A 24193-nucleotide genomic window follows, 5' to 3' on the forward strand; every position below is an offset into this window, starting at 1 on the left:
GAATCCGAATCCGATGAACATCGAATGGGATGTGCTGGGCCAGGTCATCGTGGTCTCGGTGCTGCTGACCCTGGCGTTGGTCGGCCTGTTCTCGCTGGGCATCCGGGCGGGCGGTGCCAGGACACGTTCCTCCCGGCCCGCCGGCTATCTGTCCTTCGCCCTCTGCGCCGCCGCGGTCGGCTACGGCATCTGGATCATCGCGGTCTGAGCGAGGACCGAAAGCGCCGCGCACGCGGCAGACGGCGGGCCCCGGACTCGTGTGGGAGGAGTCCGGGGCCCGCCGTTTCGACGGGCGCGCCGTACCAGGTCCGCCGGGTCGGTCAGGCGTTCCGGCCGGCTGCCGTCCGGCGGCGGGCGACCAGCACGGTGCCGGCGCCCAGGGCCAGCAGCACGGCCGCGCCGCCGATCACATAGGGCGTGTGCGAGCCGCCGCCGGTCTGCGCCAGGTCGGTGGTGGGCTCGTCCCGCTCGTCCCAGCTCTGCGGCTCCGGCCCCTCGGGCGCCGGCTCCTCGGCGGTCTCCTCGGCCACCGGCGTGACACACGCGGCCTCGGCCAGGGTCACCTGGCCGGTGACGGTGGCCACGTTGAGGTCCAACGGGTTGACCTCGACGTTCAGATCGAGCGCGGTGGCCGCCGCCGAGGTGGCGTCCGTGCGGCGCTCCGAAAGGGTGAGGGTGACCTGGCCGACGCCGGGCACATCGACCTCGGTCCGCCCCTCGGAGGTCAGGGCCACCTCCTGGCCCAGGACGCTGACGGCCGCCGGCATGGTGGTCTCGGCGACCGGCTCCTCCCCCACGGCGCAGTGCGCCCGGGCGCTGATCACGTCCAGCTCGACCAGCGGCAGGGCGCTCAGCCCCGGGAGTTGGACGGCGGCGTCGGTGAGCGAGGACTCGGCGTGCGCCGCGGTGTCAGCGACCTCGGCCGTGGAGCCGGCGACCTCGGCGCGCAGCACCTCGAACGGCTGGCCGTCGTCGACCCCGTCGAGGGTCGCGGTGAGCAGCGTCTCGTCGGCGTGCTCGCCGTCGGTGGTGGCGTCGACCTCGTTGAGCACCACGGTCAGCGGCAGCGAGACGCCTCCGTTCAGCAGCGAGACCTCCAGTGCCGTACGCAGCACCGTGGCGCTCGCCGAGCCCGATCGTTCCTGGTCAGCGCCCTCGTCGGCGCTGGCAGGCACGGTGCCGGCGGCGGCCAGCAGGGCGCTGCCGGCGATGGCCAGGGCAGCGGAGACGGGCCGCCGGAAGGCAGAGTTGTACACGGGTGAGAACCCCCACGAGATGGTGAACGCCGCCGCCGTGCGGAAGGGACATCGGCACGGCGGCGACCGGGACCACGCCATCTTTGGTGCTGAAACGGGTGCCCGGGGGTGATCACGCGTCGCTTCACCCATACGGGGGAAGCGGGCCCGCACGGGCGTTCAACGCGCGGACGGCCGGCCGGGGCGCGAGCGCTTCAGGCCACCGGGCGTCCGCGCAGCAACACCGCCCGGGGGCGGGCCAGTTCGGTGAGGTCGGCGCGCGGGTCGGCGGCGTAGACGACCAGGTCGGCGGGGGCGCCCTCGGTCAGTGCCGGCCGGCCGAGCCATTCCCTGGCCGCCCAGGTGGCGGCCGAGAGCGCGGCCGACGGCGGCAGTCCCGCCCGGGTCAGCTCGACCACCTCGCGCGCGATCAGCCCGTGCGGCAGCGAGCCGCCGGCGTCCGTGCCGGCGAACACCGGGATGCCGGCGTCCCAGGCGGCACCGACCGTGGCGTAGCGGCGCCGGTGCAACCGGCGCATATGCGCGGCCCAGTCCGGGTAACGCCGCTCCCCGCCGGCCGCGAGTTCGGGGAAGGTGTCGATGTTGACCAGCGTGGGCACGATGGCGACGCCCCGCTCGGCGAAGAGCGGGATGGTGTCCTCGGTGAGTCCGGTGGCGTGCTCGACGCAGTCGATGCCGGCCTCGACGAGATCGCGCAGCGATTCCTCGGCGAAGCAGTGGGCGGTCACCCGGGCGCCCTCCCGGTGCGCGGCGGCGATGGCGGCGCGCAGCGCCTCGGCCGGCCAGCAGGCCGCCAGATCGCCGCGTTCGCGGTCGATCCAGTCGCCGACCAGCTTCACCCAGCCGTCGCCGCGCCTGGCCTCCCGCCGGACATACGCGGCGAGTTGGTCGGGCTCGACCTCGTGCGCGTAGTTGCGGATATAGCGGCGGGTGCGGGCGATATGGCGGCCGGCCCTGATGATCCGGGGCAGATCGTCGCGGTCGTCGATCCAGCGGGTGTCGGCGGGCGAGCCCGCGTCGCGCAACAGCAGCACGCCGGCGTCGCGTTCGGTGGCGGCCTGCGCCTCGGAGGTGGCGTCGTCCACGGCGCCCTCGGGGCCGAGGCCGACATGGCAGTGGGCGTCCACCAGTCCCGGCAGGGCGTAGCCGCGCACGGTGGTGACGGCCCGTCCCGAGGCGGGCGGGGTGAGGCTGATCCGCCCGTCGATCACCCAGATCTCGTCCAGGACCTCGCCCTCGTCCCGGGCCGCTCCCCGGCCGGCCAGCACCCGGCCGGCCACATGGATCACCTGGCTCTCGGTCATGGTGGCAAACTCCCGCAGCCGGTCGGTTCGTGAGCCTCGGCAGCCTACCGATCGCCTGCTACGCTCCCAACCGCCGGGGCTGAACGTGGATACGAACATCGCACGACCTGTCGAACAAGATGGTCGACAGCCACTCCAGGAGAGCCACAACCCGAGGAGGCCGGCGTGGCCAGCCCCAGCGAAGACTTCCACGCCTTCTTCGAGCGCCACCATGCCGAACTGTCCCGACTGGCCTATCTGTTGCTCGGCGGCGACGGCGGCAGCGAGGGCGCCGACGATCTGGCGGCCGACGCGCTGCTGGCGATCTGGCACCGCTGGGACCGGGTCGCCTCCGCCGACCGGCCACTGGCCTACGCCCGTGGGGTGGTGGCCAATCTGGCCAGGTCCCAGATCCGCTCGCGGGTGCGGGAACGGCGGCGGGTGGCGCTGTTCTGGGCCCGCGCGGCGGAGACCGGCACCACCCAGGGACCCGATGTGCCGGCGGTGCTCGATGTGCGGGCCGCGCTCGCCAGACTGCCCTACCGCAAGCGCGCCTGTGTGGTGCTGCGGCACGCCTTCGACCTCTCCGAGCGGGAGACCGCGCGGACCCTGGCGATCTCGGTCGGTACCGTGAAGAGCCAGACCTCGCGCGGGCTGGCCGAGTTGCACCGGCTGCTGAGCGAGACCCAGGCCCGCGCCGACGGGGGCACCGGGGAGATGCTGCGCGCGCTGTCCAACGGTCCGCCCGAGCGCCGCGGCTGGTGAACGAAGCCCGCCGGCGCCCGCACGCGACCTCGACGCGGCGCGCGGACCGCCGGGAAGCCCGACCACGAAGAGGACTCCGATGGCCGACCGCCCCGACACCAGGGAGCTGCTGCGCGCCGCCTCCGCCGAGCACCGTCCCGACCGGGAGCGGATGCTGGCGCGCGTGCGGCACGGGATGGCCGCCCACCCGGCGGGCGAGCCGCATCGGCCGTCGCGACGTCCCCGGCTGCGGGTGGCCGGCGCCGTGCTGGCGCTGGGGTGTGTGCTCGGTCTGGCGCTGTTGACGGCGGGTTGGCTGCGCGACGACGGGCGGAGTTCGGATCCGGCGGGCGCGGGCCGGCCGGCGCTCTCCTCGTCGGGCGAGGTGGACCCGGGCAGCAACCCTTACTGGTCGCAGAGCAATGTCACGGTGGAAACCAGCCACCCGCTGACCTCGTTGACGGTGGAGCTGCGGGTGGTGGCCGAGGAGGGGATGCGGCCCACCGGGGGGTGGCGCACGCTGCCGGGGGAGGATTTCACCCTCTCCGCCGCCAACGAGGGCGGTGACCTGGTGTTCCGTTGGGAGCTGCGGCCCGGGGCCGAAGTGCCGCCGGGGCGGCATGTCTTCGCCGGGCAGTACGACCACGACGAGGGGCCCCGGGATCCGGCGCTTGACCGCTACCGCGTGACGGGCGAGGGACCGGCCGGTCCGGTGACCGCGCGTGGTGGGTTCAGCTGACCGGAGCAGCCCGGCTGGTGCACCGGGACAACGGCTCGGATAATTCTTTTCCGATTCTCTCCGCGCACTCGCGCCACATACGTTCCGGAATACTGGACGAGAATTCCGGGTGACGAATCCGAAGCTTTATCGGAGTGGGAACACAGGCCGCTTCTGCCCGCTTTTCCGGAGCCTAAACCGCTTCATGCCGCAGTCGCGGCAAGGTCACACCACCGGGTCAGCCGGGTCACATCGTCGTTACTAACATGTGACCAAGGTCATGATCGTGCCCATTTTGTCCGGTAACTAACGGACAAACCCCCACCTTTCGCCGCCGTCCAACGCGCAGGCCCACGCGCGCGCGATAACACACCCCGATGGCCGCTGTTAAGCCCTTCCGGCGATGCAATTTCAACTCATGCTGGGTAAATTCGATTCGCATGACCCCCGCACAAGCAGACCATGCACGTGCCGTCGATAACGTGGAAATACCTGGAACAGTGGAAGTACCGGAAGGGCTCGGACTCGACACTCCGCGACTGTCCGACGGCGGATCCCTCTGGCGGATCGCGAAGGACTCCCGCGCACTTGACCTGAACTCTTCGTACAGTTACCTACTGTGGTGTCGCGACTACGCAAGCACCTCTATCGTGGCCAGAGACACGTCGGGCGAGCCGGTCGGTTTCATCACGGGGTATCTCCGCCCTGACGCGCCGACGACGCTGCTGATCTGGCAGGTCGCCGTCGACCACGCACAGCGCGGACGCGGCCTCGCCGCCGCGATGCTGAACGCCCTCGTCCACCGGACGGGCGAGGAGCTGGGGGTGACCACCATCGAGACCACCGTCACACCGGACAACACCGCCTCCAACCGGCTGTTCGCCGCGTTCGCCGCGCGACACGGCGCCGAGGTGCGCCGCGAGGTGCTCTTCGACACCGAGGCGTTCCCCGAGAGCGGCCACCAGCCCGAAGTGCTGTACCGGATCGGCCCCATCGCCCTTCCCGCCGTCCCCGAAGTCGCCGCCACCGCGCGCTGACCCGACGACCTCTCTTCGCGAAACCTGGAGATCCGCTGTGACCATCACCCAGCCCGACCTGAGCATCTTCGAGACCCTGGAGTCCGAGGTGCGCAGCTACTGCCGCAACTGGCCGACGATCTTCGACCGCTCCCGGGGCAGCTACCTCTACGACGAGGACGGCCACACCTACCTCGACTTCTTCATGGGCGCCGGCTCCCTCAACTACGGGCACAACAACCCGGTACTGAAACGCGCCCTGATCGACTACCTGGAGCGCGACGGCATCACCCACGGTCTGGACATGTCCACCACCGCCAAGCGGGCGTTCCTGGAGACGTTCCGCGATGTGGTGCTGGTGCCCAGGGACATGGACCACAAGGTGATGTTCCCCGGGCCGACCGGCGCCAACGCGGTCGAGGCCGCCCTCAAGCTGGCCCGCAAGGTCAAGGGCCGCGAGTCGATCGTCTCGTTCACCAACGGATTCCACGGCATGTCGCTCGGCGCGCTGGCCGTCACCGGCAACGCGTTCAAGCGGGCCGGCGCCGGCATCCCGCTGGTGCACGGCACGCCGATGCCGTTCGACGACTACCTGGACGGCCAGACGCCGGACTTCATCTGGTTCGAGCGGCTGCTTCAGGACGCCGGCTCGGGACTCAACCAGCCGGCCGCCGTGATCGTCGAGACCGTCCAGGGCGAGGGCGGCGTCAACGTGGCCAGGCCCGAATGGCTGCGCGGCCTGGCCGACCTGTGCAAGCGGCACGACATGCTGCTGATCGTCGACGACATCCAGATGGGCTGCGGCCGGACCGGCGCGTTCTTCTCCTTCGAGGACTCCGGGATCACCCCGGACATCATCACGGTCTCCAAGTCCATCAGCGGCTACGGACTGCCGCTCTCCCTCACCCTGTTCCGGCCCGAGCTGGACGTGTGGGAGCCGGGCGAGCACAACGGGACCTTCCGCGGCAACAACCCCGCCTTCGTCACCGCCTCCGCCACGCTCAACACCTACTGGGCGGACGGGCAGATGGAGAAGCAGACCCTCAGCCGGGGCGAGCAGATCGAGACCGCGCTGCGGGCGCTGACCGTCGAACACGCCCACGCCGGCGCCAGCTACCGGGGCCGGGGCCTGGTCTGGGGCCTGACCTTCGACGAGGCCGACCGCGCCCGCCGGGTCTGCCAACGCGCCTTCGAACTGGGCATGTTGGTGGAGACCTCGGGTCCGCAGAGCGAGGTCGTCAAGCTGCTTCCCGCGCTGACCGCCACCCCCGAGGAGCTGGACGAGGGGCTGCGGGTACTGACCCGGGCCGTCCGGGAGACCGACTGAGGCACAGCACAGCCGAGCCGTCCCTTCGGTCCGACAACAGAAGATGAGTCGGCAGAACAGTAGACAGCGAAGTGCGCCCAGGCGTACGCATGGAAGGGAAACACACCGACGTGATCGTCCGATCGCTCAGCGACATCGAGGGAACTGACCGGGACGTGGAGTCAGCCTCCGGCACCTGGCGCAGCAAGCGCATCGTGCTGGCCAAGGAAGGCGTCGGCTTCTCGTTGCACGAGACCGTGCTCTACGCCGGTACGGAGACCTCGATGTGGTACGCCAACCACATCGAGGCGGTGTTCTGCGTCGAGGGTGAGGCCGAACTCACCAACGACGAGACCGGCGAGAAACACCTGATCAAGCCCGGAACGATGTACCTGTTGGACGGCCACGAGAAGCACACCGTGCGTCCCAAGACGGACTTTCGCGTGATGTGCGTCTTCAACCCTCCGGTCACGGGGCGGGAGGACCACGACGAGAACGGCGTCTACCCGCTGCTGACCGAGGCGTGACCGAGAAGAAGGGAGCAAAATGACCACCGCACCCGAACGCACCGCCGACCTCTACCCCACCCGTGGCGCCACCGAGGTGGCCACCCCCCGGCAGGACCCGGTGGTGTGGTCCGAGCCGGGCACGGCGGGCCCGTTCACCGGCGAGGAACTGACCGGTTTCGAACGGGACGGCTTCGCCACCATCGACCAGTTGATCTCCGACGACGAGGTCACCCGCTACCGGGCCGAGCTGGATCGGCTGGTCACGGACCCGCAGGTGCGCGCCGACGAGCGCTCCATCGTGGAGCCGGCTTCCGGTGAGACCAGGTCGGTGTTCGAGGTGCACAAGATCAGCCCGGTCTTCGCCGAACTGGTCCGCGATCCGCGGGTGGTGGGCCGCGCCCGACAGATCCTCGGCTCGGACGTCTATGTCCACCAGAGCCGGATCAACGTCAAGCCGGGCTTCGGAGCCACCGGGTTCTACTGGCACTCGGACTTCGAGACCTGGCACGCGGAGGACGGACTGCCCCGGATGCGGACGGTCTCGGTCTCCATCGCACTCACCGAGAACCTGGACACCAACGGTGGGTTGATGATCATGCCGGGTTCGCATCTGACGTTCCTGGGCTGCGCGGGCGAGACGCCCAGGGACAACTACAAGAAGTCCCTCCAGATGCAGGACGCCGGCACCCCGTCGGACGAGGCCCTGACCGGCTTCGCCGATCGGCACGGCATCAGGCTGTTCACCGGCAGGGCCGGTTCGGCCACCTGGTTCGACTGCAACTGCATGCACGGCTCGGGCGACAACATCACCCCGTATCCGCGCAGCAACGTGTTCATCGTGTTCAACAGCGTGGAGAACACGGCGGTCGAGCCGTTCGCGGCCCCCGTGCCCCGGCCGGAGTTCATCGGCGCCAGGGACTTCACCCCGGTGTCGTAGCCCCCGACCCGGCGAGCACCACCCCGCCCCGGTGCGGCACCCGTCTCGGATGCCGCACCGGGGCGTTCGCCCGTCAGGGCTCAGTCGGCGCCGAGCAGTTCGGTCATCAGCTCGATCTCGGCGCGCTGACCGGCGACGATCTCCTCGGCCAGCTCCAGGGCCGGCTGGTACGCGCCCTCCGCCAGCTGGCGCTCCGCCATCTCCAGGGCACCCTCGTGGTGTTCGATCATCAGGGTGAGGAAGGCGGTGTCGAACGCGGGCCCCTCGGCCCGGGCGAGGGCCGTCAACTCGTCATCGGTGAGCATGCCGCTCATCTCCCCGTGATCGTGCTGGGGGCCGTGGTCGCCGAGTTGGCCGCCGTCGGCGGGATGGCCCTGGTTCCACTCGGTCAACCACCCGTCGAGGGTGGCGATCTCCGGGCCCTGGGCCTCGCCGATCCGCTCGGCCAGCGCCAGCACCTCCGGATCGGCGGCCCGGTCGGCCGCCAGGCCGGCCATGTCCAGGGCCTGTTGGTGGTGCGGGATCATCAGCTGCGCGAACGCGACATCGGCGGCGTTCGGCCCGGCGGGGTCGGCGGCCGCCACCGACTCGGGGCCGGAACGCCGGGTGGTGTCGGCCCCGTCACCCCCGTCGCCTCCGCCGCAGGCGGTGAGGGCGAGGCCGAGGGCGACGGCGAGCGCGGGAAGACCGGTTCGGGTTCGGGTTCGGTTGATGGACATGGGTGTTCACTGCTTTCCGCGAGTGAGGGGAAGGGAAGGGGACGCCGGGCGCGGTCGCTACCGCGCGGGGCGCCTATATCCGCAGCACTCGCGGCGCGTTCGGGCCGGGCGGCCCACGCCCGGCAGCCGCCGGCGGCGCCTGACCGGCGACCGTCTCCGCCGCACCCCCGAAACCGGCCGACCCCACACCGGGCTCCGGCGCCGAAGGCCCCCCACCGACCGCCCCGGCCACACAGTCCGGATCGGCATGCTCCACATGCGAACCCGACCCACCGGCCGCATGCCCACAGGCCCCGTCGGACCCACCAGCCGACGCACCCCTACCGTGCCCATGCCACCCGGCAGACGCCGCGTACCCGTCCCGCCCGGCTGAGGCACCAGCCCCATCATGCCCGGGCACCGGCAGCGCACCGACGGTGGCGCCAGCCCCGCCATGCCCCGGCGCCGCGACCGGTACATCCCGCACAGCCGGGGCGCCGTCGGCAACCGGCCCAGCCATGGCCGAAACACCATCGGAATCCACAACCGCCATGGCACGGTGACCACCAAGCGCCGACACGGCCGACGCGGCCTGCCCGTTCCCGGCGGGCGCGGCCGGCGCGGCCGACCCGTTCGTGTCGGCACGCATGGCGGACCCGTACCCGGACGCCGCGTCGGCGTCGGCGTCGGCGTCGGCGTCGGCGTCGGCGTCGGCGTCGGCGTCGGCGTCGGCGTCGGCGTCGGCGTCGGCGTCGGCGTCGGCGTCGGCGTCGGCGTCGGCGTCGGCACGATGACCGCCCGGCGCCATCGCCTCCCGCCCGCCCTCCGCGGACGCGGCCCCCGCTGGCCGCGCGTCGGTCGTGGCCTGCCCGTCCGGCGAGGACCCCGTGTTGAGGCCGTGCATGGCGAGGAGGCCGGACAGCAGCAGCCCCACCAACAACGCGGCGCCCCGGCGCCGACCGCCGTGGGCGCTCGGGTGGGGTGGTGGGGGACGCCGGGTCATGTCGCCCATCCTACGAGCGACCGTCCAGCAGATCGCGGTTGATCTCCCGGGCGGGCGCGGCGAGTTCGGGGTGTTCGACGACGTGTACACCGGCGGCGGTCAGCCGCGCCGCGCCCGCGCGCTCCACGAAGAGCGGCGGCTCGCGCCAGGCGTACACCACCCGGGGGATGCCGGCGGCGATGATCAGCTCGGCGCAGGTCAGGGGGCGGGAGGCGCGTTCCCCGCAGGGTTCGAGCGAGCTGTAGAGCGTGGCGGTGCGCAGTCGGGGGTCGGCCGGCGGCAGCTTGCGCAGGGCGGCCTCCTCGGCGTGCTCGACGGGATCGGCCTCCCGGGAGTAGCCGGTGGCCAGCGGTTGCCCGTCGGCGTCGACGATCACCGCACCGACGGCGAAGGCCGTGTCGCTGGGCGGGCAGCGGCCGGCCAGCGCGATGGTCTCCCGCAGCCAGCGCGACCGTTCGGCGGCATCGGGGAGTTCCGGCATGCTCATTCCCTCCGGTCCGATCCGGTCAGCAGATAGCGCAGCAGAACATGGTCCCCCATGGGCCTGGCCTCGGCCAACCGCATCGGCCGGTCCGGGCCCTGGGGGAAGACGGCGGGCCTGGGGAAACGGGCGGCGCCCGCCGTGCCCAGCAGGAACGGGGCGACGACCAGATGGAGTTCGTCGACCAGATCGGCGGCCAGAAAGGCGCCGTGGATCGTGCCGCCGCCCTCCACCATGAGCCGGCGCACCCCGCGTCGCGCCAGGTCGTCGAGCACCGCCCGCGGCTCCCCGGCGGCGATCACCGTGGCCGCCGAGCCGAGCCGGGCCGCCGTGGCGGCGGCGTGGGCGGCCGGGCAGTACACCAGCGGGGAGCGTTCGCCCTCGGTGAAGATGCGGGCGGCGGGGTCAAGTTGACCGCCGGTGGTGAGGACGACGCGGATCGGGTCGGCCGGTCGCCCTGCGGCGACGCGGACGGCGCGGCGTTCCTCGGCCCGCACCAGCAGCCGGGGGTTGTCGGCCCGGACCGTGCCGGCGCCGACCAGGATCGCGTCGGACGCGGCGCGTTCGGCGTCCACCCGGTCCAGATCGGCGGCATGCGAGAGGATCAGCCGCCGGTCGGTGGCGTCGTCGATGAATCCGTCGAGGGATGCCGCGCAGGAGAGCAGCACCCAGGGCCGGGGCGGTCCCGCCTCGTGCGGGTCTGGGCGTTCCATCGCACTCACGGTAGTCGCCGGATCGCGAGCGGGGCGGGGACGGGCGGCGGCGCGGCGCGGGCGGCCGGCGTGGGGACGCGTTCCAGCACGCCGCCGGCGAAGGCGTCGTACAGCGGCAGCGTCTCCAGGTGCACATAGCCGATATGGCAGTCGCAGACGGCGAGCGGGCAGGGCCGGGGGGCAAGGGCGGCGCGGTAGGAGCCGTCGTAGAGGTTGCCCAACTCGGCGGGGACGAAATGGCAGCGGCGGACCGTGCCGGCGCCGTCCACGGAGATGACGGTGTCGCCGGTACGGCAGGCACGGCCGGCGGAGCGGTGCGGATCGCGGCTGAACGGGAACAGCGGGTCGAGCGCCGTCCACTGGTCGGCCTCGGCGTCGGTGTAGCGGTGGCCCTCGGCGGCGTTCACCCAGAGGTAGACCGGGGACGGCAGCTCGGCGCGCAACCGGCGCGCGGGCGCGAGGTGTTCGGGGAGGCCGACGACGCCGACGCTGAACCGGATGCCCAGCTCGGCCAGCCGGCGGGTCTTGGCGACGAAGCGGTCGTAGGGCGTCTGGCCCGGGTGGTAGGTGCACCACAGGGCGAGGGTGTCCGGATCGGCTTCGGCCAACCAGTCGGTGCGGCAGCTGAGGTTGGTCTGGATGGCGACCCGCGCGACATGTGGCTGGTGCGAGAGCTCGACCAGGGCGCGGCGGTACCAGGAGCGGGTCAGGCCCTCGCCCCAGGGGGTGAAGAGGAGCGAAAGGCGCTCCTCGGGACCGCCGGCGACCCAGCCGGTGAACCGCTCCAGGGCGGCCCGGTCGGCGCGGAGCTGCTCGGCGCTGTCCCGCCGCTTGGCGAACGGGCAGTAGGGGCAGTCCAGATCGCAGGAGGCGAGCGGGCCTCGGTAGAGGATGGTCAGGTGCATGGCGTCACCTCGGTTCGTGGGCAGCCATCGCCGCACGCACTTCGGGCGAGAAGAACAGCGGTCCGACGGCGTCCGAGTGGGCCAGCCCCTCGGGCGAGAGGCGCAGCAGGCCCGGGGTGTCGTCGGCCAGCCAGCCCAGGGCGGTGACCGTCGCCAGTTCGGTGGGGAAGTCCTGGTGCGGGTCGGAGCCGAACCGGGCGCGGTAGTCGTCGAGGGCGAGCCCCTGGGCCTGGAGCAGGGACTGCAGGAGATGGCGGCGTCTGGCCTCGCCGGCGTCGACGGCGCGGCCGTGCACGACGCGACCGAAGTCGTCGGTGGTGGTGGCGACGTAGTCGTCGATGATGCCGCGGATCTCCCGCATGTCCACCGCGTAGTCGAAGGAGTAGTGCAGCGAGGAGGTGTAGGAGCGGGCGCCGCAGCCGAGGCCGATCATGCCGTCGGTCTGGCAGGCGTAGTCGTCGGGGCCCTGGGCCGGCGCGTCGGAGCGGCGGAACATCCGCATCGACGCCTGGTGGTAGCCGTGGGCCAGCAGATGGTCCCGGCCCTCGCGGTAGCGGCGCAGCCGCGTCTCGTCCCAGGCGAGATCGGCGGCGAGCCGGTCGGGGTGGCGGCCGAGGCCGGTCAACGGGCGGACATAGAGCGGATAGAGATAGATCTCCTCGGGCCGCCAGTCCAGGGCGGCGTCCAGGGAGTGGCGCCAACTGGCCGCCGTCTGGCCGTCGATGCCGTAGATCAAGTCGATGTTGAGGACGGGGATGCGGGCGTCGCGGACGCGAGCGATGGCGGATTCGACATCGGCGCGCCGCTGGGGGCGGACGGCGGCCCGCGCCTCGGTGTCGACAAAGCTCTGCACGCCGAGGCTGAGCCGGGTGGCGCCGCGTTCGGCGAGGACGGCGAGCCGGTCGGCGGTCGCGGTGGCCGGGGACGCCTCGACGGACAGCGGGATGGCGCCGAGGTCGGCGCCCATGCGCTGTTCGGCGATATCGCAGAGCCGGGACAGTTCGTCGGCCGTCAGGAAGGTGGGGGTGCCGCCGCCGAACGCGGCGTTGGCGAACCTGGGCGGCTCGGCTTCGCCCAGCGCCTCGCGCACCGCGACGGCCTGGCGTTCCAGGGCGTCGAGATAGCGGCCGGTCAGCCCCTCGGGCGCGCCGACCCGGGTGAACAGGTTGCAGAAGCCGCAGCGCACCTCGCAGAACGGTATGTGCGCGTACAGCGAGAGGGCCTGCCGGGACTCGCCGGCCCATAGGTCGGCGAGCCGGGGCCGGTCGGGCAGCGCCCGGTAGGCGGTCTTGTGCGGGTAGGCGTACACATAGTGCTGATAGGGGCGTTGCTGGGGGCGCTGGTCGGGGCGGGTGGGCGCGGCGGCGACGGTCATGCGGGTGGCTCCAGGAAGAAGTGGCGGTAGGGGACGGTCCACACCGCGGGGTGGCCGAGGCGGTGCCCGGTGTATCCGTCGTCCCCGTAGGTGGTGCCGTGGTCGGAGCAGACGATGGCGAAGCAGCGGCGGCGGGAGCGCATCGCGTCGAAGAGCCGGCCCACCTGGCGGTCCACATACTCCAGCGCGGCCGCGTGGCTGGCCAGGCTGTCGCCCGCGTCCCTGGTGGCCCCCGGCAGGTGGAACCAGTTGGGCTGGTGCAGCGCCGAGACATTGAGGAAGAGGAACAGCCGCCGCTCGGCGGGCAGTTCGGCGACGACCTGCTCGACGCGGGCGATCTGGGCCTCGAAGGAGGTGGGGGATGTGACGGAGAACTCCGGCTCCCAGTGGCTCTCCTGGAACAGGCCGGGCAGTACCCGGCCGAGGGCGCCCTGCTTGTTGAAGAAGCCGACGCCTCCGACGCAGACGGTGTGGTAGCCCCGGTCGGCGAGTGCCGTCACCAGATCGGGGGCGTCGAAGACAAAGGTGTGGCTCGCGGTGGTCTCGCTGCCGCCGAACCGGCCGGCGAAGAGGCGCGGATGGCGCCCTGGGGCGGCGGGTGTGGGGAGGAAACCGGCGAAGATGGCCTGGTGGGAGGCGTAGGTGAAGTTGCCTGGGGCGTGCCTCTCCTCCCAGACGCCGCCCGGCAGTTGGGCGGTCAGGTGGGGGAGGCGCCCTGCGGCGGTCAGCTCCCTGGCCACGTCGTACCGGAGCGTGTCGAGGGTGAGCAGCAGCAGATCGTCCCGGCCGACCACCTCGTTCATGTCGGGCATGTCCAGGTCGTCGGCGGGGTCGGCGGGCCGCATGGTGGTTCCTTTCATCGGTCCTGGCCCCGAACGCCCCGGTGGACGGCGTCGATCTGGGCGGCATAGGTGTCCATCGTCTCCGCGCCGCTGCCGGGCAGTCCCGTCAGCCCGGGCAGCAGATCGCCGAAGGCGTTGACCTCGCCGACGGCGAACCGCCGCCAGCCGACGGCCGGCAGCAGATCGACGCCGACGCAGAGCGTGCCGGGAAAGCGGGCGGCGGCTCGCTCGCAGATCTCCAGGGCCTCCGCCCAGGCGGGGCCGGCCAGCGCGACGACCTCCGCCAAGTCCCCCCGGGAGCCGCCCAGATGAAGGTTGGTGAGCGGGTGCCGGCTGGTGCGCACCACCGCGTGGGTGGCCCGGCCGGCGATCACCACCACGCGCAGATCGGCCGCGCCGCCCCGGAGGGCGGCCTTCGGCAGCCAGCGCTCGACATGCAGCCCCTCGGGCGCCAGGGCGTCGACGATGCCGGCGATCGTCCGCTCGTCGACGAGTCTGCGCATCCGCAGCGAGTTGTGGAGCCGCCCCTCGGGGGTGACCTCGACCGGTGTGGTGGCCCTGACCCGGCCGGCGGGCCCGGTCTCGACGGCCAGCACGCCGGATCCGGACGAGCCGTGCGCCGGCTTGACGAAGACCCGGGCGAAACCGGGCTCCCCGGTGATCGCCCTGATGTCGTCCCAGCCGCGCACCGGCCGGGCCAACCCCGAGGTGGGGGACGGCGGGACCGGCACGCCGGCCGCCGCCAGCCGGGCATGGCAGCGCCGCTTGTCGAACAGGACGGCCAGCTCGTCCGGATCGTCCAGCCGCCGCCCGCCGCGCAGTGAGCGGACGGCGGCCAGGAAGCGGGCGTACCAGATCGCCGAACCCTCCACTCGGGTCGGGTCGTCGACGCCGCGCAGCGCGCGGTCGACCTCGGCGTTCTCCCCCGGCGAGTCCAGCCGGACGGTCTCGTGGTCGGCGAAGGCGTGGCCGCCGTCGCGCAGCACGTCCGACCAGGGGACGACGCGGGGCGGCGCGGCCCCGGCGGCGCCGGCCGCCGCCAGGAACCGCGTGACCCGCCGGTTCTCCGAGTTGCCGACGACCGCCCACGCGCGCGGTGCGGGCGCCGACGGGGCGCTACTCACCCACCGAGACGAAGCGCCACTGGTTGCCTTCGGCGTCCTCGTCGAATTCGGCGCCCCCGTGGTCGAGGGCGAGCTCGACGCCCGCCGGCTCCAGCGTCTCGCGCAGCCGGGTGAGAAGCGGCTCGCTGATGTAGTGGTGCGTCAGGTCGAGCGATGTGAGATGGGTCAACGGCTGGCCGGTGAGCAGCGCGGACGCCCCCTCGTCGGTGAGCACGCCCATCGACAGGTCCAGCGATTCGAGGCGGGCCACCACGGGCGCGGCGGCGATGCCGGCGCAGATCTCGTCCTGCAACACGCTGTTGCACAGGCTCAGATGCTTCAGCGCGGGCAGCCGGACGCCGGAGAAGAACGGCTCCAGATCCCCGATCTCGGCGTCGCCGCCGTAGTCCGGGGTGCCGAGCCACAGGTCGAGATGGACCAGGGCCGGGAAATCGCTGGCCGCGATGCCGCGCACCGCCTCGGCCGGCATCCCACCCGTCTCGACGACGAGTCGACGAAGCGACTCGTGCCGGACCGGGGAGAACGAGAGCGAGGTGCCGCCGCGCACGCCCAGCTCCTCCAGCGCGGGGAAGGCTTCCAGCAGATCCGAGACCCGGCTCTGGTAGATCCAGGAGATCTCGGCCTCCTCCGCCACGATGTCGCCGACGAACACGGCGCGCAGCGCGGTGAGCCGGTCCCGCACCGCGACCACGGCCTCGATCACGGCCTCCGAGGTGTTCTCGTACGCCTCGCCCCAGAGGCCGATGATCAGCGCCCGCACCCGGCTGAGGTCGACGGTGGCGGCGAACCTGTCGAATCTGGCCTTCCACTCCTCCAGGTCGTCGCCATAAGGATCGGCGGCGATCCGCCAGGCCACCGCGTCGGCGGCGGGCAGTTGAACAGCGTCCTTCGGCTCCCGGGGTTCGGCCGGGAATTCGAAGGAGGGCAGGCCGTGAAACTCCTGCAGGTGGTCCCCGATGGTCATGCTGCGCCCGTTCCTCGTCGTGGGTCGATGTCAGTACGGGAGTTGTACCAAGAGCCACTGACAGTACGGTCGGTGACCCCGTGTCCGGCGGTCGGTGACCGTCGATTGTCAGTGCCTCCGCCTACTGTCCGAGGCGTGGCACATCGGGTGCCACGGGGAGGGAGAGATCCATGTACCGACAGGGAGATGTGCTGATCGTGCCGTTGGCGGCGGAGGCGGTGCCGGCCAACGCGCTGGAGGCGGAGTCGGAGCCGAGGGACGGGCGCGGCCGGCTGGTGCTCGCCCTCGGCGAGGTCACGGGCCACGCGCATGCGGTGGTCGGCCCGGGGCGGTTGATCCGGGAGGCCGGCGCCTTCGGTCCCGCGCTGCTCCATGTGCCGGACGGCGCCCGGGTGGTGCACGAGGAGCACGCGGTCATCCCGCTGCCCCGCGGCTGGTACCGCGTGGTGCGGCAGCGCGAGTACATGCCGGGCTCGGTCCGGGTGGTCGCGGACTGACCGGCACCACGGCGGAGCGCAACACCACGGCAGAGCACGGCGTCACGGCACGGCATCACGGCACGGCGCGGCGCAACTCAGCAACACGGCAACACGGCAACACGGCAACACGGCAACTCAGCACATCGACACGGGATTTCGGGGACACGGAGGCACGGGGCGAATGGGACACGCGGTCATGCGACACGGGGAAACGCACGACGGGGAGACGATGCGGCGCCTGCAGGGCCCGGGTGGCGGGGGCGAGCCGACCGGCTGGCGGTCGGTGGCGACGGCCACCGGGCCCGGGGCCAGGGACGCCGCCGAGGCGGGGGTCAGGCTCGCCTATCGGCGGGCCGGTCTGGCGGAGCCGGAGCGGGTGGTGTGGGTGGCGTCGCCACTGGCCGCGATCCGGCTGCTGCGCAAGGAGGCGGGTCGGCTGGGCGCCAGCGTGCGGCATGCCCTGCGCGACAAGCCGTTGGCGGCCCAACGCGAGCTGCTGCACGACCGGTTGGGCCCGACCGGCTGGAGCACCCACTGGCGCGCGACGGGCGCCGATCTGTGGGAGACGACGGCCCCGCTGGTGGAGCGGATCAGGTCGGCGGTGGTCGCCGCTTCGGCGCGCGGGCCCAAGGACGAGCCGGCGATCCGGGTCCTGCTGTTGGACGCGGTGCTCGGTCAGCACGAGGCGGCCTGGCTGAGCGCGTTGGATCCTGGCCCCGGTTCCGGGCTCGACGGGCTGGCCGTGGTGGCCAACTCGGCGGGCTGGTGGTGGCCCTACGAGAAGGTGGTGGTGCTCAGCGAGCGGCCCACCGAGCTGTGGCGGGACGAGGCCGGCCGGCTGGACCGCTCGGACGGGCCCGCGCTGGCCTATCCGGACGGGTTCGCGCTGCACGCCTGGCGCGGGCTGCCCGTGCCGGGCGAGTTCCTCGACCGGCTGGACACCCTGACGCCCGCGCTGATCAGGGACGAGGAGAACGCGGAGCTTCGCCGGGTGATGCTCGAACACTACGGCTATGACCGCTATCTGACGGAGTCGGGCGCCGAGCCGATCCACCGCGACCAGACGGGGGTGCTCTGGCGCATAGCGCTGCCGGGCGACGAGGACGTGGTGATGGTGGAGGTGGTCAACTCCACGCCGGAGCCGGACGGCACCAACCGCACCTACTGGCTGCGGGTACCGCCGTCGACCAGGACGGCCAGGGAGGGGGTGGCCTGGACGTTCGGGCTGGAGGCGGATGCCTACGCACCACAGCGGCAGACCTGAGCCGAGGCGCCGCCGGGTGGGCCCGCGGGAGCGCGAACCCACCCGGGGCCGGTGGTCTACCAGCCGGCGGCGGGCAGCACCCGGCCGTCGTAGTCGAAGACGGCCTGGTTCTCCCAGGCGTTGCCGGAGGACGGGTCGGCCGGGTCCCAGCCGTTGCCGGCGACGGCGGTCCAGGCCGGCTCCCAGTAGAAGACGCCGAGGCCCCGTCCGTCGGGCACGCCGGCGACCACCGCGCAGATGTCGCGCAGCCAGCGCTGCTGTCCCTCGGGGGTGGCGGGATAGCCGGCGACCAGTTGGGACTCCTCGCCGATGATGTCCGCGTGGCCGTCGTGGCTGCCCAACCGGAACGGGTAGGCGGTCTCGGCCACCAGCACATCCCGGTCGTAACGGGCCACCACATCGCGGAGGTTGTGGTCCAACTCGGCCAGGGTGCCGTGCCAGTAGCCGTAGAAGGAGAGCGCGACCACGTCGAACGGCACGTCCCTGGCCACGGCGTTGTCGAACCACCAGCGGGTGCCGCCGTTGTCGCCGCCCTCGGCCAGGTGCAGCGCCAGGGCGGTGTGGGGGGACACCTCCCTGGCCGCCTCGGCGCCGACGGTGAGCAGTTCGGCGAGCCGGTCGAAGTTGTCGCTGGAGCCGTCGGGCCAGAGCATCCCGGCGTTGATCTCGTTGCCGATCTGGGCCATGTCGGCCGGGGTGCCCTGGTCGGCCAGCGCGCCCAGCACGGCGCGGGTGTGGTCGCGGACGGCCTGGTCGAGCCCGGCCGCGTCCAGTCCGGCCCAGGCCGCCGGCTTGTGCTGCTGCCCGGGGTCGGCCCAGCTGTCGGAGTAGTGGAAGTCGACCAGCGTCCGCATCCCCAGGGCGTGGGCCCGGGCGGCCAGGCCGGCGACCCGCGCGGTGTCGTGATAGCCGTCCGGGGAGTTCACCCACACCTTCAGCCGCACCCAGTTGGCGCCGTTCCCCTGGAGGATGCGCAGTGCGTCGTCGGCCGTTCCGTCCGCGTGCCGGAAGACCGCGCCCAGGTCCTCGCCCTTGGGCAGCGAGGAGACGTCCACGCCCCTGATCGGGGCGTCGGCCGCGGGGGCGGCCGGGGCGGCGTGCGCGGCCCCGCCCCGGAGCAGCGGCCAGGCCAGCGGTGCCGCGAGCGCGGCGCCCGATGCGCGAAGGACGGTTCGCCTGCTGGTGCTCATCTCGAACTCCTCTGTCCGATACCGAGTTGGTCGATACATCTGGTGATGGAAGATCCAGGAGGCTGGCCCGGCCGCCCGGGCCGCCCCGGCGGCCGCCCGCGCCGGAGGTCAGCGGTCGACGCGCACCACGCGCACCTCCCCGGCGGGCACGGCGAGCTTCCCCGTCACGCGCTCCCCCGTGAGCAGTTCCTCGCCCGGCGCGGTCAGCTCCAGCGCGGCCTCCGCGTCGGCGTGGTTGATGGCGAACAGGTAGTCGCCCCGCTCGCCCCGGCGGCGCACCACCTCAAGGTCGCGCGGCAGCGGGTCGTGCTCCGGCAGCCCCGCGTCCGCCGAGGCGGCGGCGAGCACCGCGTCCAGATCGTCCCGCCCGAGGTGGGCCGAGACATACCAGGCGGTGCCCTCGCCCAGCTGGTGCCTGGTGACGGCGGGCCCGCCGGCGGCCGGCCCGTCCGCGTAGCGCCACGCGGGTTCGGCACCGTCGAGCAGCACCGTCTCCGCCCAGCGTTCGGCGGTGAGTTCGGCCCGGTCGGGCCCGGTGAGCCGCACGCTGCGGCCGGCGTGCAGCGGCTGGAACTCCTCCACGGTCAGCCCCAGCACCTCGCGCAGCGCGCCCGGATGCGCCCCGGGATGCACGGCGTCGTGTTCGTCCACGATGCCGGAGAAGTAGGAGACGACCAGGGTGCCGCCGCCCGCCACATAGCGGCGCAGGTTCTCGCCGGCCGCCGCCGTCGCGAGGTAGAGCGCGGGCACCACCACCAGTGGATACGCCGCCAACTCGCCCTCGGGCGGCACGAAGTCGACGGTGAGGTGCCGGTCGAAGAGCGCCGCGTAGTACGCCTCGGCGCGTTCCCTGGTGTCCAACTCCTCGCTGGGCCGCCATTCCAGCTTCTGCGCCCACCAGGACTGCCAGTCCCAGACCACGGCGGCGTCCGCCACCGTGCGGCTCCCCCACACCTCGGCCAGCCGGTCGAGATCGGCGCCGAGGCGCACCACCTCGCGCCAGATCCGGCTGTCGGTGCCGGCGTGCGGCAGCATCGCCGAGTGGAACTTCTCCGCGCCCGCGCGGGAGGCGCGCCACTGGAAGAACATCCCGCCCTCGGAGCCGCGCGCCACATGGGCCAGCGTGTTGCGGGCCATCTCACCCGGCCGCTTCGCGATCCCGCGCCGCTGCCAGTTGACGCCGCTGGTGGAGTGCTCCAGCAGCAGCCAGGGCCGCCCGCCGCCGACGGAGCGGCTGAGGTCGGCGGCCATCGAGAGGTTGATGTGGTTGCGCGGCTCCTCGGCCACCAGATAGTGGTCGTTGGTGACCAGGTCCACCTCGCGGCCCCAGGCCCAGTAGTCGATGGTGTCGCACTGGGTGGGCGAGACCATGAAGTTGGTGGTCACGGGCGCGTTCGGGGAGAGTTCCCGAAGCAGGTCGCGTTCGCGCCCGAAGTTGGCCAGCGCGCTGTCGCTGGCGAACCTGGCGAAGTCCAGGCGCTGCGCCGGGTTGGCCACGGTCGGGGTGAGTCGGGGCGGCTGGATCTCCTCCCAGTCGCCGTAGAGCTGGCCCCAGAAGGCCGTTCCCCAGGCGGAGTTGAGCGCGTCGACGGTGCCGTAGCGCTCGGCCAGCCAGCGGCGGAAGTCGGCGGCGGAGATATCGCAGTAGCACTCCAGCACCGGCACTCCGTACTCATTGTGCACATGCCACATGACCACCGCCGGGTGCTCACCGTAGCGTTCGCCGAGCGCGCGGGTGATCCGCGCGGCGGCTTCCTGATAGGCGGGCGAGCTGTGGCAGATGGCGCCGCGCGAGCCGAAGGCCCAGCGGGTGCCGTCCCGACTGACGGGCAGCGCCTCCGGATGCGCCCGGTAGAACCAGGCCGGCGGGACGACGGTCGGGGTGGCCAGGTCGATACGGATGCCGCCCTCGTGCAGCAGCTCGATCACCCGGTCCAGCCAGCCGAAGTCGTACTCGCCCTCGCGCGGCTCAAGGCGGGCCCAGCTGAAGATGCCGAGGCTGACCAGGTTCACCCCCGCCTCGCGCATCAGCGCGACATCCTCGGCCCACACCTCCTCGGACCACTGCTCCGGGTTGTAGTCGCCGCCGAAGGCGAGCCGGCGGGGACCCCTGGGGGTGGCGTGCGGCATCAGCTTCTCTCCAGATCCATGTGAACGTGCACAGAATGAATCCACCGTGCTCCACCACGAAACAACAGAGACCCAACGGTTGACAAGTGGCTGAAACATTTCTTCACTGTGCACGTTCACAGTCATAGCCCGGGAGGGAACATGCGTCACCGAGCGATCGCCGCCGTCACCGCGACGCTGCTGGCGGCCACGGCGCTCGCCGGCTGCGGCGCGTCCGACGACGGCACCGTCCGCCTCACCTACTGGGCCTGGGCGCCCGGCATGGAGGAGGTCGTCGAGCTCTGGAACGAGGCCAACCCGGACATTCAGGTCACGGTCAAGAAGCAGGCCAGCGGCGACGAGTTGGTCACCAAGACGGTGACCGCCGCCCAGGCCGGCACCGCGCCCGACCTCGTCCAGGCCGAGTACCAGGCGCTGCCGACGCTGGCCAGCAACAATGTCACCGCCGACATCTCCGAGGAGGTGGCCGACGCCGAGGACGCGTTCACCCCCGCCGTCTGGCAGCAGGTCACCCTCGGCACCGACGCGGTCTACGCGCTCCCCCAGGACTCCGGCCCGCTGCTGTTCTTCTACCGGGCCGACCTCTTCGACGAGTTCGGCCTGACCGTGCCCGAGACCTGGGACGAGTTCGAGCGGACCGCCCGCGAACTGCGCGAGATCGATCCGGACCGCCGGCTGACCACGTTCTCCGCCAATGACGCCGGGCTCTTCGCCGGGCTGACCCAGCAGGCCGGCGCCCAGTGGTGGACCACCGAGACGGACCGCTGGCGGGTGGCCATCGACGACGAAGCCGGCCGCCGGGTGAGCGCCTTCTGGGAGCGGCTGGTCGCCGAGGAACTGGTCGACAACCAGCCCATGTACACGCCCGCCTGGAACCAGGCGCTCAACGAGGGCGACCAGATCGCCTGGATCAGCGGCGTGTGGGCGCCCGGCACCCTGGCCACGGCGGCCCCCGACACCGAGGGCTCCTGGGCGGCGGCGCCGCTGCCGCAGTGGGAGGCCGGCGAGAACGTCACCGGCAGTTGGGGCGGCTCCACCACCGCCGTCACCACGGACTCCGACCACCGCGCCGAGGCGGCCGAGTTCGCCGTCTGGCTCAACACCGATCCCGCCGCGCTGACCGCCCTGGTGCAGGTCTGCGGCATCTATCCGGCCGCAACCGATGCCCGGTCCGGCGGCGCCCTGGCCGAGCCGCCCCCGTTCTTCGCCAACCAGCCCGACTTCTACGACACGGTCGCCGAGGTCGCCGAGGGCTCGGCCCCCGCCGCCTGGGGGCCCAACGTCACCGTCGCCTACAGCGCGTTCAACAACGCCTTCGGCGCGGCGGCCGGCCGCCGCGCCGGGTTCGAGGAGGCCCTGGCCGTCATGCAACAGACCACGTTCGAGGACATGGACCGGCTCGGCTTCGAGGTCGTCCAGTGAGCGCGCGCGGCGCCGGGACGGGCGCCCGTCGCGGGCGGAGCACGTCGGCCAGGGCGGCCCCCTACGGCTTCCTCGCCCCGACCGCCGTCCTGTTCCTCCTCTTCTTCGCGCTGCCGATCGGCTACGCGCTCTATCTCAGCGTGCGGAAGGTCGAGATCAGGGGCCTGGGCCTGGGCCCCGACGGGCGCGCCGAGGTGTGGGCTGGGCTGGCCAACTACCGGCGGGCGCTGACCGATTCCGAGCTGCTGGACGGCGCGCTGCGGGTGCTGGGCTACGGCATGATCGTGGTGCCGGTGATGATGGGTCTGGCGCTGCTCTTCGCGCTGCTGTTGGACGACGAGCGGGTGCGCGGGCGCCGCTTCGGCCGGTTGACGATCTTTCTGCCGTATGCCGTGCCGGGTGTGATCGCGGCGCTGCTCTGGGGCTTTCTCTATCTCCCCTCGGTCAGCCCGCTGACCGACGCGTTGGAGGCGGTGGGGCTGCCGGCCCCCGATCTGCTCCAGGGCGCCCCGCTCTACGGGGCGCTGGCCAACATCGCGATCTGGGGCGGCACCGGGTTCAACATGATCGTGATCTACACCGCGCTGCGCGCCATCCCGGCCGAGGTCCACGAGGCGGCGCGGCTGGACGGCTGCACCCCGTGGCAGACGGCGCTGCGGATCAAGATCCCGATGGTGCTGCCGTCGCTGGTGCTCACCTTCTTCTTCTCGATCATCGCCACGCTCCAGGTCTTCAACGAGCCGACGACCCTGCGCCCGTTGACCAACAACCTGTCCACCACCTGGTCGCCGCTGATGAAGGTCTACCAGGACGCCTTCACCGGCGGTGACATCCATGCCGCCGCGGCGACGGCCGTGGTGATCGCCCTGGTGACCCTGGCCCTGTCGTTCGGCTTTCTGCGGCTGGCCACCGCCCGCAACCGCCGCGAGGAGAACGCCCGATGAGCGCCCCGACCACCTCGGTGACCGCCAGGACCGCGTCGGCGGACGTCCGCCGTCCGCGCCGGATCGCGTTGCTGCCCACGGCCGCGCTGCTGTTGGGCGCCCTCTACTGCCTGCTGCCGGTGGCGTGGGTCGTGATCGCCGCCACCAAGGCGGGCAACGAGCTGTTCTCGACCTTCACCTTCGCGCCCGGCGGCGGACTGCTGGACAACGTCTCGGACCTCAACGGCTACCGGGACGGGATCTACTGGCGCTGGATGGCCAACTCCGCACTCTACGCGGGCCTCGGCGCGCTGCTGTCCTGCGCGGTCTCCGCGCTGGGCGGCTACGCGCTGGCGCTGTACCGCTTCCCCGGTCGGGAGACCGTCTTCAACGTGCTGCTGGCCGGGGTGCTGATGCCGCCGGTGATCCTCGCGGTGCCGCAGTACCTGCTGCTGGCCGAGGTCCATCTGACCGACAGCCGGGCGGCCGTGTTGCTGCCGGTGCTGCTCTCCCCCTACGGCATCTATCTGGCCCGGATCTACGCGGCCGCCGCCATCCCGCAGGATGTCGTCGAGGCGGCCCGGATGGACGGGTCGGGCGAGTGGCGGATCTTCCGCGCGGTCGCCCTGCCGATGATGGTGCCGGGTCTTGTGACCATCTTCCTGTTCCAGTTCGTCGCCATCTGGAACAACTTCCTGCTGCCGTACATCATGCTCAGCGACGACGAGAAGTTCCCCATCACGCTGGGCCTGTTCACCCTCCTCAACCAGGGCTCGACGACGCCGGCGCTCTACACCCTGGTGATCACCGGCGCCCTGCTGGCGGTGCTGCCGCTGATCCTGCTCTTCCTCGTCGTCCAACGGTTCTGGAGCCTGGACCTCCTCTCCGGCGCGGTGAAGTCCTGACCGCAC

Annotated in this window: 25 protein-coding genes; 12 read left to right on the top strand and 13 right to left on the bottom strand. The window is 72.3% G+C overall.

Annotated elements, in window-relative coordinates; genetic code table 11:
* Positions 1–13: 13 nt before the first annotated feature.
* On the top strand, positions 14–208 hold the full coding sequence (locus AOM46_RS14380; protein ID WP_062211029.1) for a hypothetical protein: 195 nt from the start codon (positions 14–16) through the stop codon (positions 206–208).
* A 112-nt stretch (positions 209–320) separates the two neighbouring features.
* On the opposite strand, the gene AOM46_RS14385 is transcribed toward AOM46_RS14380, so the two are convergent.
* On the bottom strand, positions 321–1256 hold the full coding sequence (locus AOM46_RS14385; RefSeq protein WP_062211032.1) for an SCO1860 family LAETG-anchored protein: 936 nt from the start codon (positions 1254–1256) through the stop codon (positions 321–323).
* Between the two features lie 194 nt (positions 1257–1450).
* Positions 1451–2560 (bottom strand): amidohydrolase family protein, encoded by a 1110-nt coding sequence (locus AOM46_RS14390; RefSeq protein WP_062211035.1) that lies wholly within the window; start codon positions 2558–2560, stop codon positions 1451–1453.
* Between the two features lie 165 nt (positions 2561–2725).
* Here AOM46_RS14390 and AOM46_RS14395 point away from each other — a divergent pair, with 165 nt between their 5' ends.
* The 6 genes from AOM46_RS14395 to thpD all read left to right on the top strand — a co-directional run bounded on the left by AOM46_RS14395 (position 2726) and on the right by thpD (position 7769).
* Positions 2726–3304 carry a SigE family RNA polymerase sigma factor gene (locus AOM46_RS14395; protein WP_078856823.1) on the top strand — a complete coding sequence of 193 codons (579 nt, stop codon included), beginning with the start codon at positions 2726–2728 and terminating at the stop codon, positions 3302–3304.
* Positions 3305–3383: 79 nt separating this feature from the next.
* On the top strand, positions 3384–4022 hold the full coding sequence (locus tag AOM46_RS14400; protein ID WP_062211038.1) for a hypothetical protein: 639 nt from the start codon (positions 3384–3386) through the stop codon (positions 4020–4022).
* 419 nt (positions 4023–4441) lie between these two features.
* On the top strand, positions 4442–5038 hold the full coding sequence (gene ectA / locus AOM46_RS14405) for a diaminobutyrate acetyltransferase (RefSeq protein ID WP_078856824.1): 597 nt from the start codon (positions 4442–4444) through the stop codon (positions 5036–5038).
* A gap of 37 nt (positions 5039–5075) precedes the next feature.
* A complete protein-coding gene (gene ectB / locus AOM46_RS14410; RefSeq protein ID WP_062211043.1) occupies positions 5076–6344 on the top strand; it encodes a diaminobutyrate--2-oxoglutarate transaminase in 1269 nt (422 codons plus the stop codon).
* Positions 6345–6454: 110 nt separating this feature from the next.
* Complete coding sequence (locus tag AOM46_RS14415; protein ID WP_062212554.1) at positions 6455–6850, top strand: ectoine synthase; 396 nt, start codon at positions 6455–6457, stop codon at positions 6848–6850.
* Positions 6851–6869: 19 nt separating this feature from the next.
* A complete protein-coding gene (gene thpD, locus AOM46_RS14420) occupies positions 6870–7769 on the top strand; it encodes an ectoine hydroxylase (protein WP_062211046.1) in 900 nt (299 codons plus the stop codon).
* 80 nt (positions 7770–7849) lie between these two features.
* On the opposite strand, the gene AOM46_RS14425 is transcribed toward thpD, so the two are convergent.
* From AOM46_RS14425 to AOM46_RS14465, 9 genes are all read right to left on the bottom strand, one after another.
* The gene (locus tag AOM46_RS14425; protein ID WP_062211049.1) at positions 7850–8488 is read right to left on the bottom strand and encodes a DUF305 domain-containing protein; all 639 of its coding nucleotides are present in this window, start codon (positions 8486–8488) and stop codon (positions 7850–7852) included.
* Between the two features lie 73 nt (positions 8489–8561).
* Positions 8562–9470, bottom strand: coding sequence for a DUF6153 family protein (locus AOM46_RS14430; protein WP_158920432.1), 909 nt, complete (start codon positions 9468–9470; stop codon positions 8562–8564).
* A gap of 10 nt (positions 9471–9480) precedes the next feature.
* Positions 9481–9951 carry a deaminase gene (locus AOM46_RS36065; protein ID WP_370592707.1) on the bottom strand — a complete coding sequence of 157 codons (471 nt, stop codon included), beginning with the start codon at positions 9949–9951 and terminating at the stop codon, positions 9481–9483.
* 2 nt (positions 9952–9953) lie between these two features.
* Entirely contained in the window at positions 9954–10664 is a 711-nt protein-coding gene (locus AOM46_RS36070; RefSeq protein WP_062211058.1) for a RibD family protein, read from the bottom strand.
* Between the two features lie 5 nt (positions 10665–10669).
* Positions 10670–11569, bottom strand: coding sequence for an STM4011 family radical SAM protein (locus tag AOM46_RS14445; protein WP_062211061.1), 900 nt, complete (start codon positions 11567–11569; stop codon positions 10670–10672).
* Between the two features lie 4 nt (positions 11570–11573).
* The gene (locus AOM46_RS14450) at positions 11574–12944 is read right to left on the bottom strand and encodes an STM4012 family radical SAM protein (RefSeq protein ID WP_062211064.1); all 1371 of its coding nucleotides are present in this window, start codon (positions 12942–12944) and stop codon (positions 11574–11576) included.
* Positions 12941–13747, bottom strand: coding sequence for an STM4013/SEN3800 family hydrolase (locus tag AOM46_RS14455; protein WP_062212557.1), 807 nt, complete (start codon positions 13745–13747; stop codon positions 12941–12943). Before AOM46_RS14455 ends, AOM46_RS14450 begins: the two co-directional genes overlap by 4 nt.
* A gap of 53 nt (positions 13748–13800) precedes the next feature.
* Complete coding sequence (locus AOM46_RS14460; protein ID WP_062211067.1) at positions 13801–14910, bottom strand: STM4014 family protein; 1110 nt, start codon at positions 14908–14910, stop codon at positions 13801–13803.
* On the bottom strand, positions 14903–15874 hold the full coding sequence (locus AOM46_RS14465; RefSeq protein WP_062211069.1) for an STM4015 family protein: 972 nt from the start codon (positions 15872–15874) through the stop codon (positions 14903–14905). Before AOM46_RS14465 ends, AOM46_RS14460 begins: the two co-directional genes overlap by 8 nt.
* Before the next feature lie 170 nt (positions 15875–16044).
* Here AOM46_RS14465 and AOM46_RS14470 point away from each other — a divergent pair, with 170 nt between their 5' ends.
* Positions 16045–16371 carry a hypothetical protein gene (locus AOM46_RS14470; protein ID WP_062211072.1) on the top strand — a complete coding sequence of 109 codons (327 nt, stop codon included), beginning with the start codon at positions 16045–16047 and terminating at the stop codon, positions 16369–16371.
* 211 nt (positions 16372–16582) lie between these two features.
* Positions 16583–17617, top strand: coding sequence for a DUF6745 domain-containing protein (locus AOM46_RS14475; RefSeq protein ID WP_062212560.1), 1035 nt, complete (start codon positions 16583–16585; stop codon positions 17615–17617).
* A 56-nt stretch (positions 17618–17673) separates the two neighbouring features.
* On the opposite strand, the gene AOM46_RS14480 is transcribed toward AOM46_RS14475, so the two are convergent.
* Both AOM46_RS14480 and AOM46_RS14485 read right to left on the bottom strand, forming a co-directional pair.
* On the bottom strand, positions 17674–18807 hold the full coding sequence (locus AOM46_RS14480) for an arabinogalactan endo-beta-1,4-galactanase (protein WP_370592709.1): 1134 nt from the start codon (positions 18805–18807) through the stop codon (positions 17674–17676).
* A 108-nt stretch (positions 18808–18915) separates the two neighbouring features.
* A complete protein-coding gene (locus AOM46_RS14485) occupies positions 18916–20937 on the bottom strand; it encodes a beta-galactosidase (protein WP_062211076.1) in 2022 nt (673 codons plus the stop codon).
* A 141-nt stretch (positions 20938–21078) separates the two neighbouring features.
* On the opposite strand from AOM46_RS14485, the gene AOM46_RS14490 reads away from it, so the two are divergent.
* The 3 genes from AOM46_RS14490 to AOM46_RS14500 are packed head-to-tail and all read left to right on the top strand — an operon-like array spanning position 21079 to position 24187.
* Positions 21079–22359: an ABC transporter substrate-binding protein gene (locus tag AOM46_RS14490; RefSeq protein WP_062211080.1), complete on the top strand. Its 1281-nt coding sequence runs from the start codon at positions 21079–21081 to the stop codon at positions 22357–22359.
* The gene (locus AOM46_RS14495) at positions 22356–23303 is read left to right on the top strand and encodes a carbohydrate ABC transporter permease (RefSeq protein ID WP_062211083.1); all 948 of its coding nucleotides are present in this window, start codon (positions 22356–22358) and stop codon (positions 23301–23303) included. Before AOM46_RS14490 ends, AOM46_RS14495 begins: the two co-directional genes overlap by 4 nt.
* Positions 23300–24187 carry a carbohydrate ABC transporter permease gene (locus AOM46_RS14500; protein WP_062211085.1) on the top strand — a complete coding sequence of 296 codons (888 nt, stop codon included), beginning with the start codon at positions 23300–23302 and terminating at the stop codon, positions 24185–24187. Before AOM46_RS14495 ends, AOM46_RS14500 begins: the two co-directional genes overlap by 4 nt.
* Positions 24188–24193 lie beyond the last annotated feature (6 nt).

Source organism: Streptomyces sp. NBRC 109706, from assembly GCF_000974485.1.
Classification (GTDB): domain Bacteria; phylum Actinomycetota; class Actinomycetes; order Streptomycetales; family Streptomycetaceae; genus Streptomyces.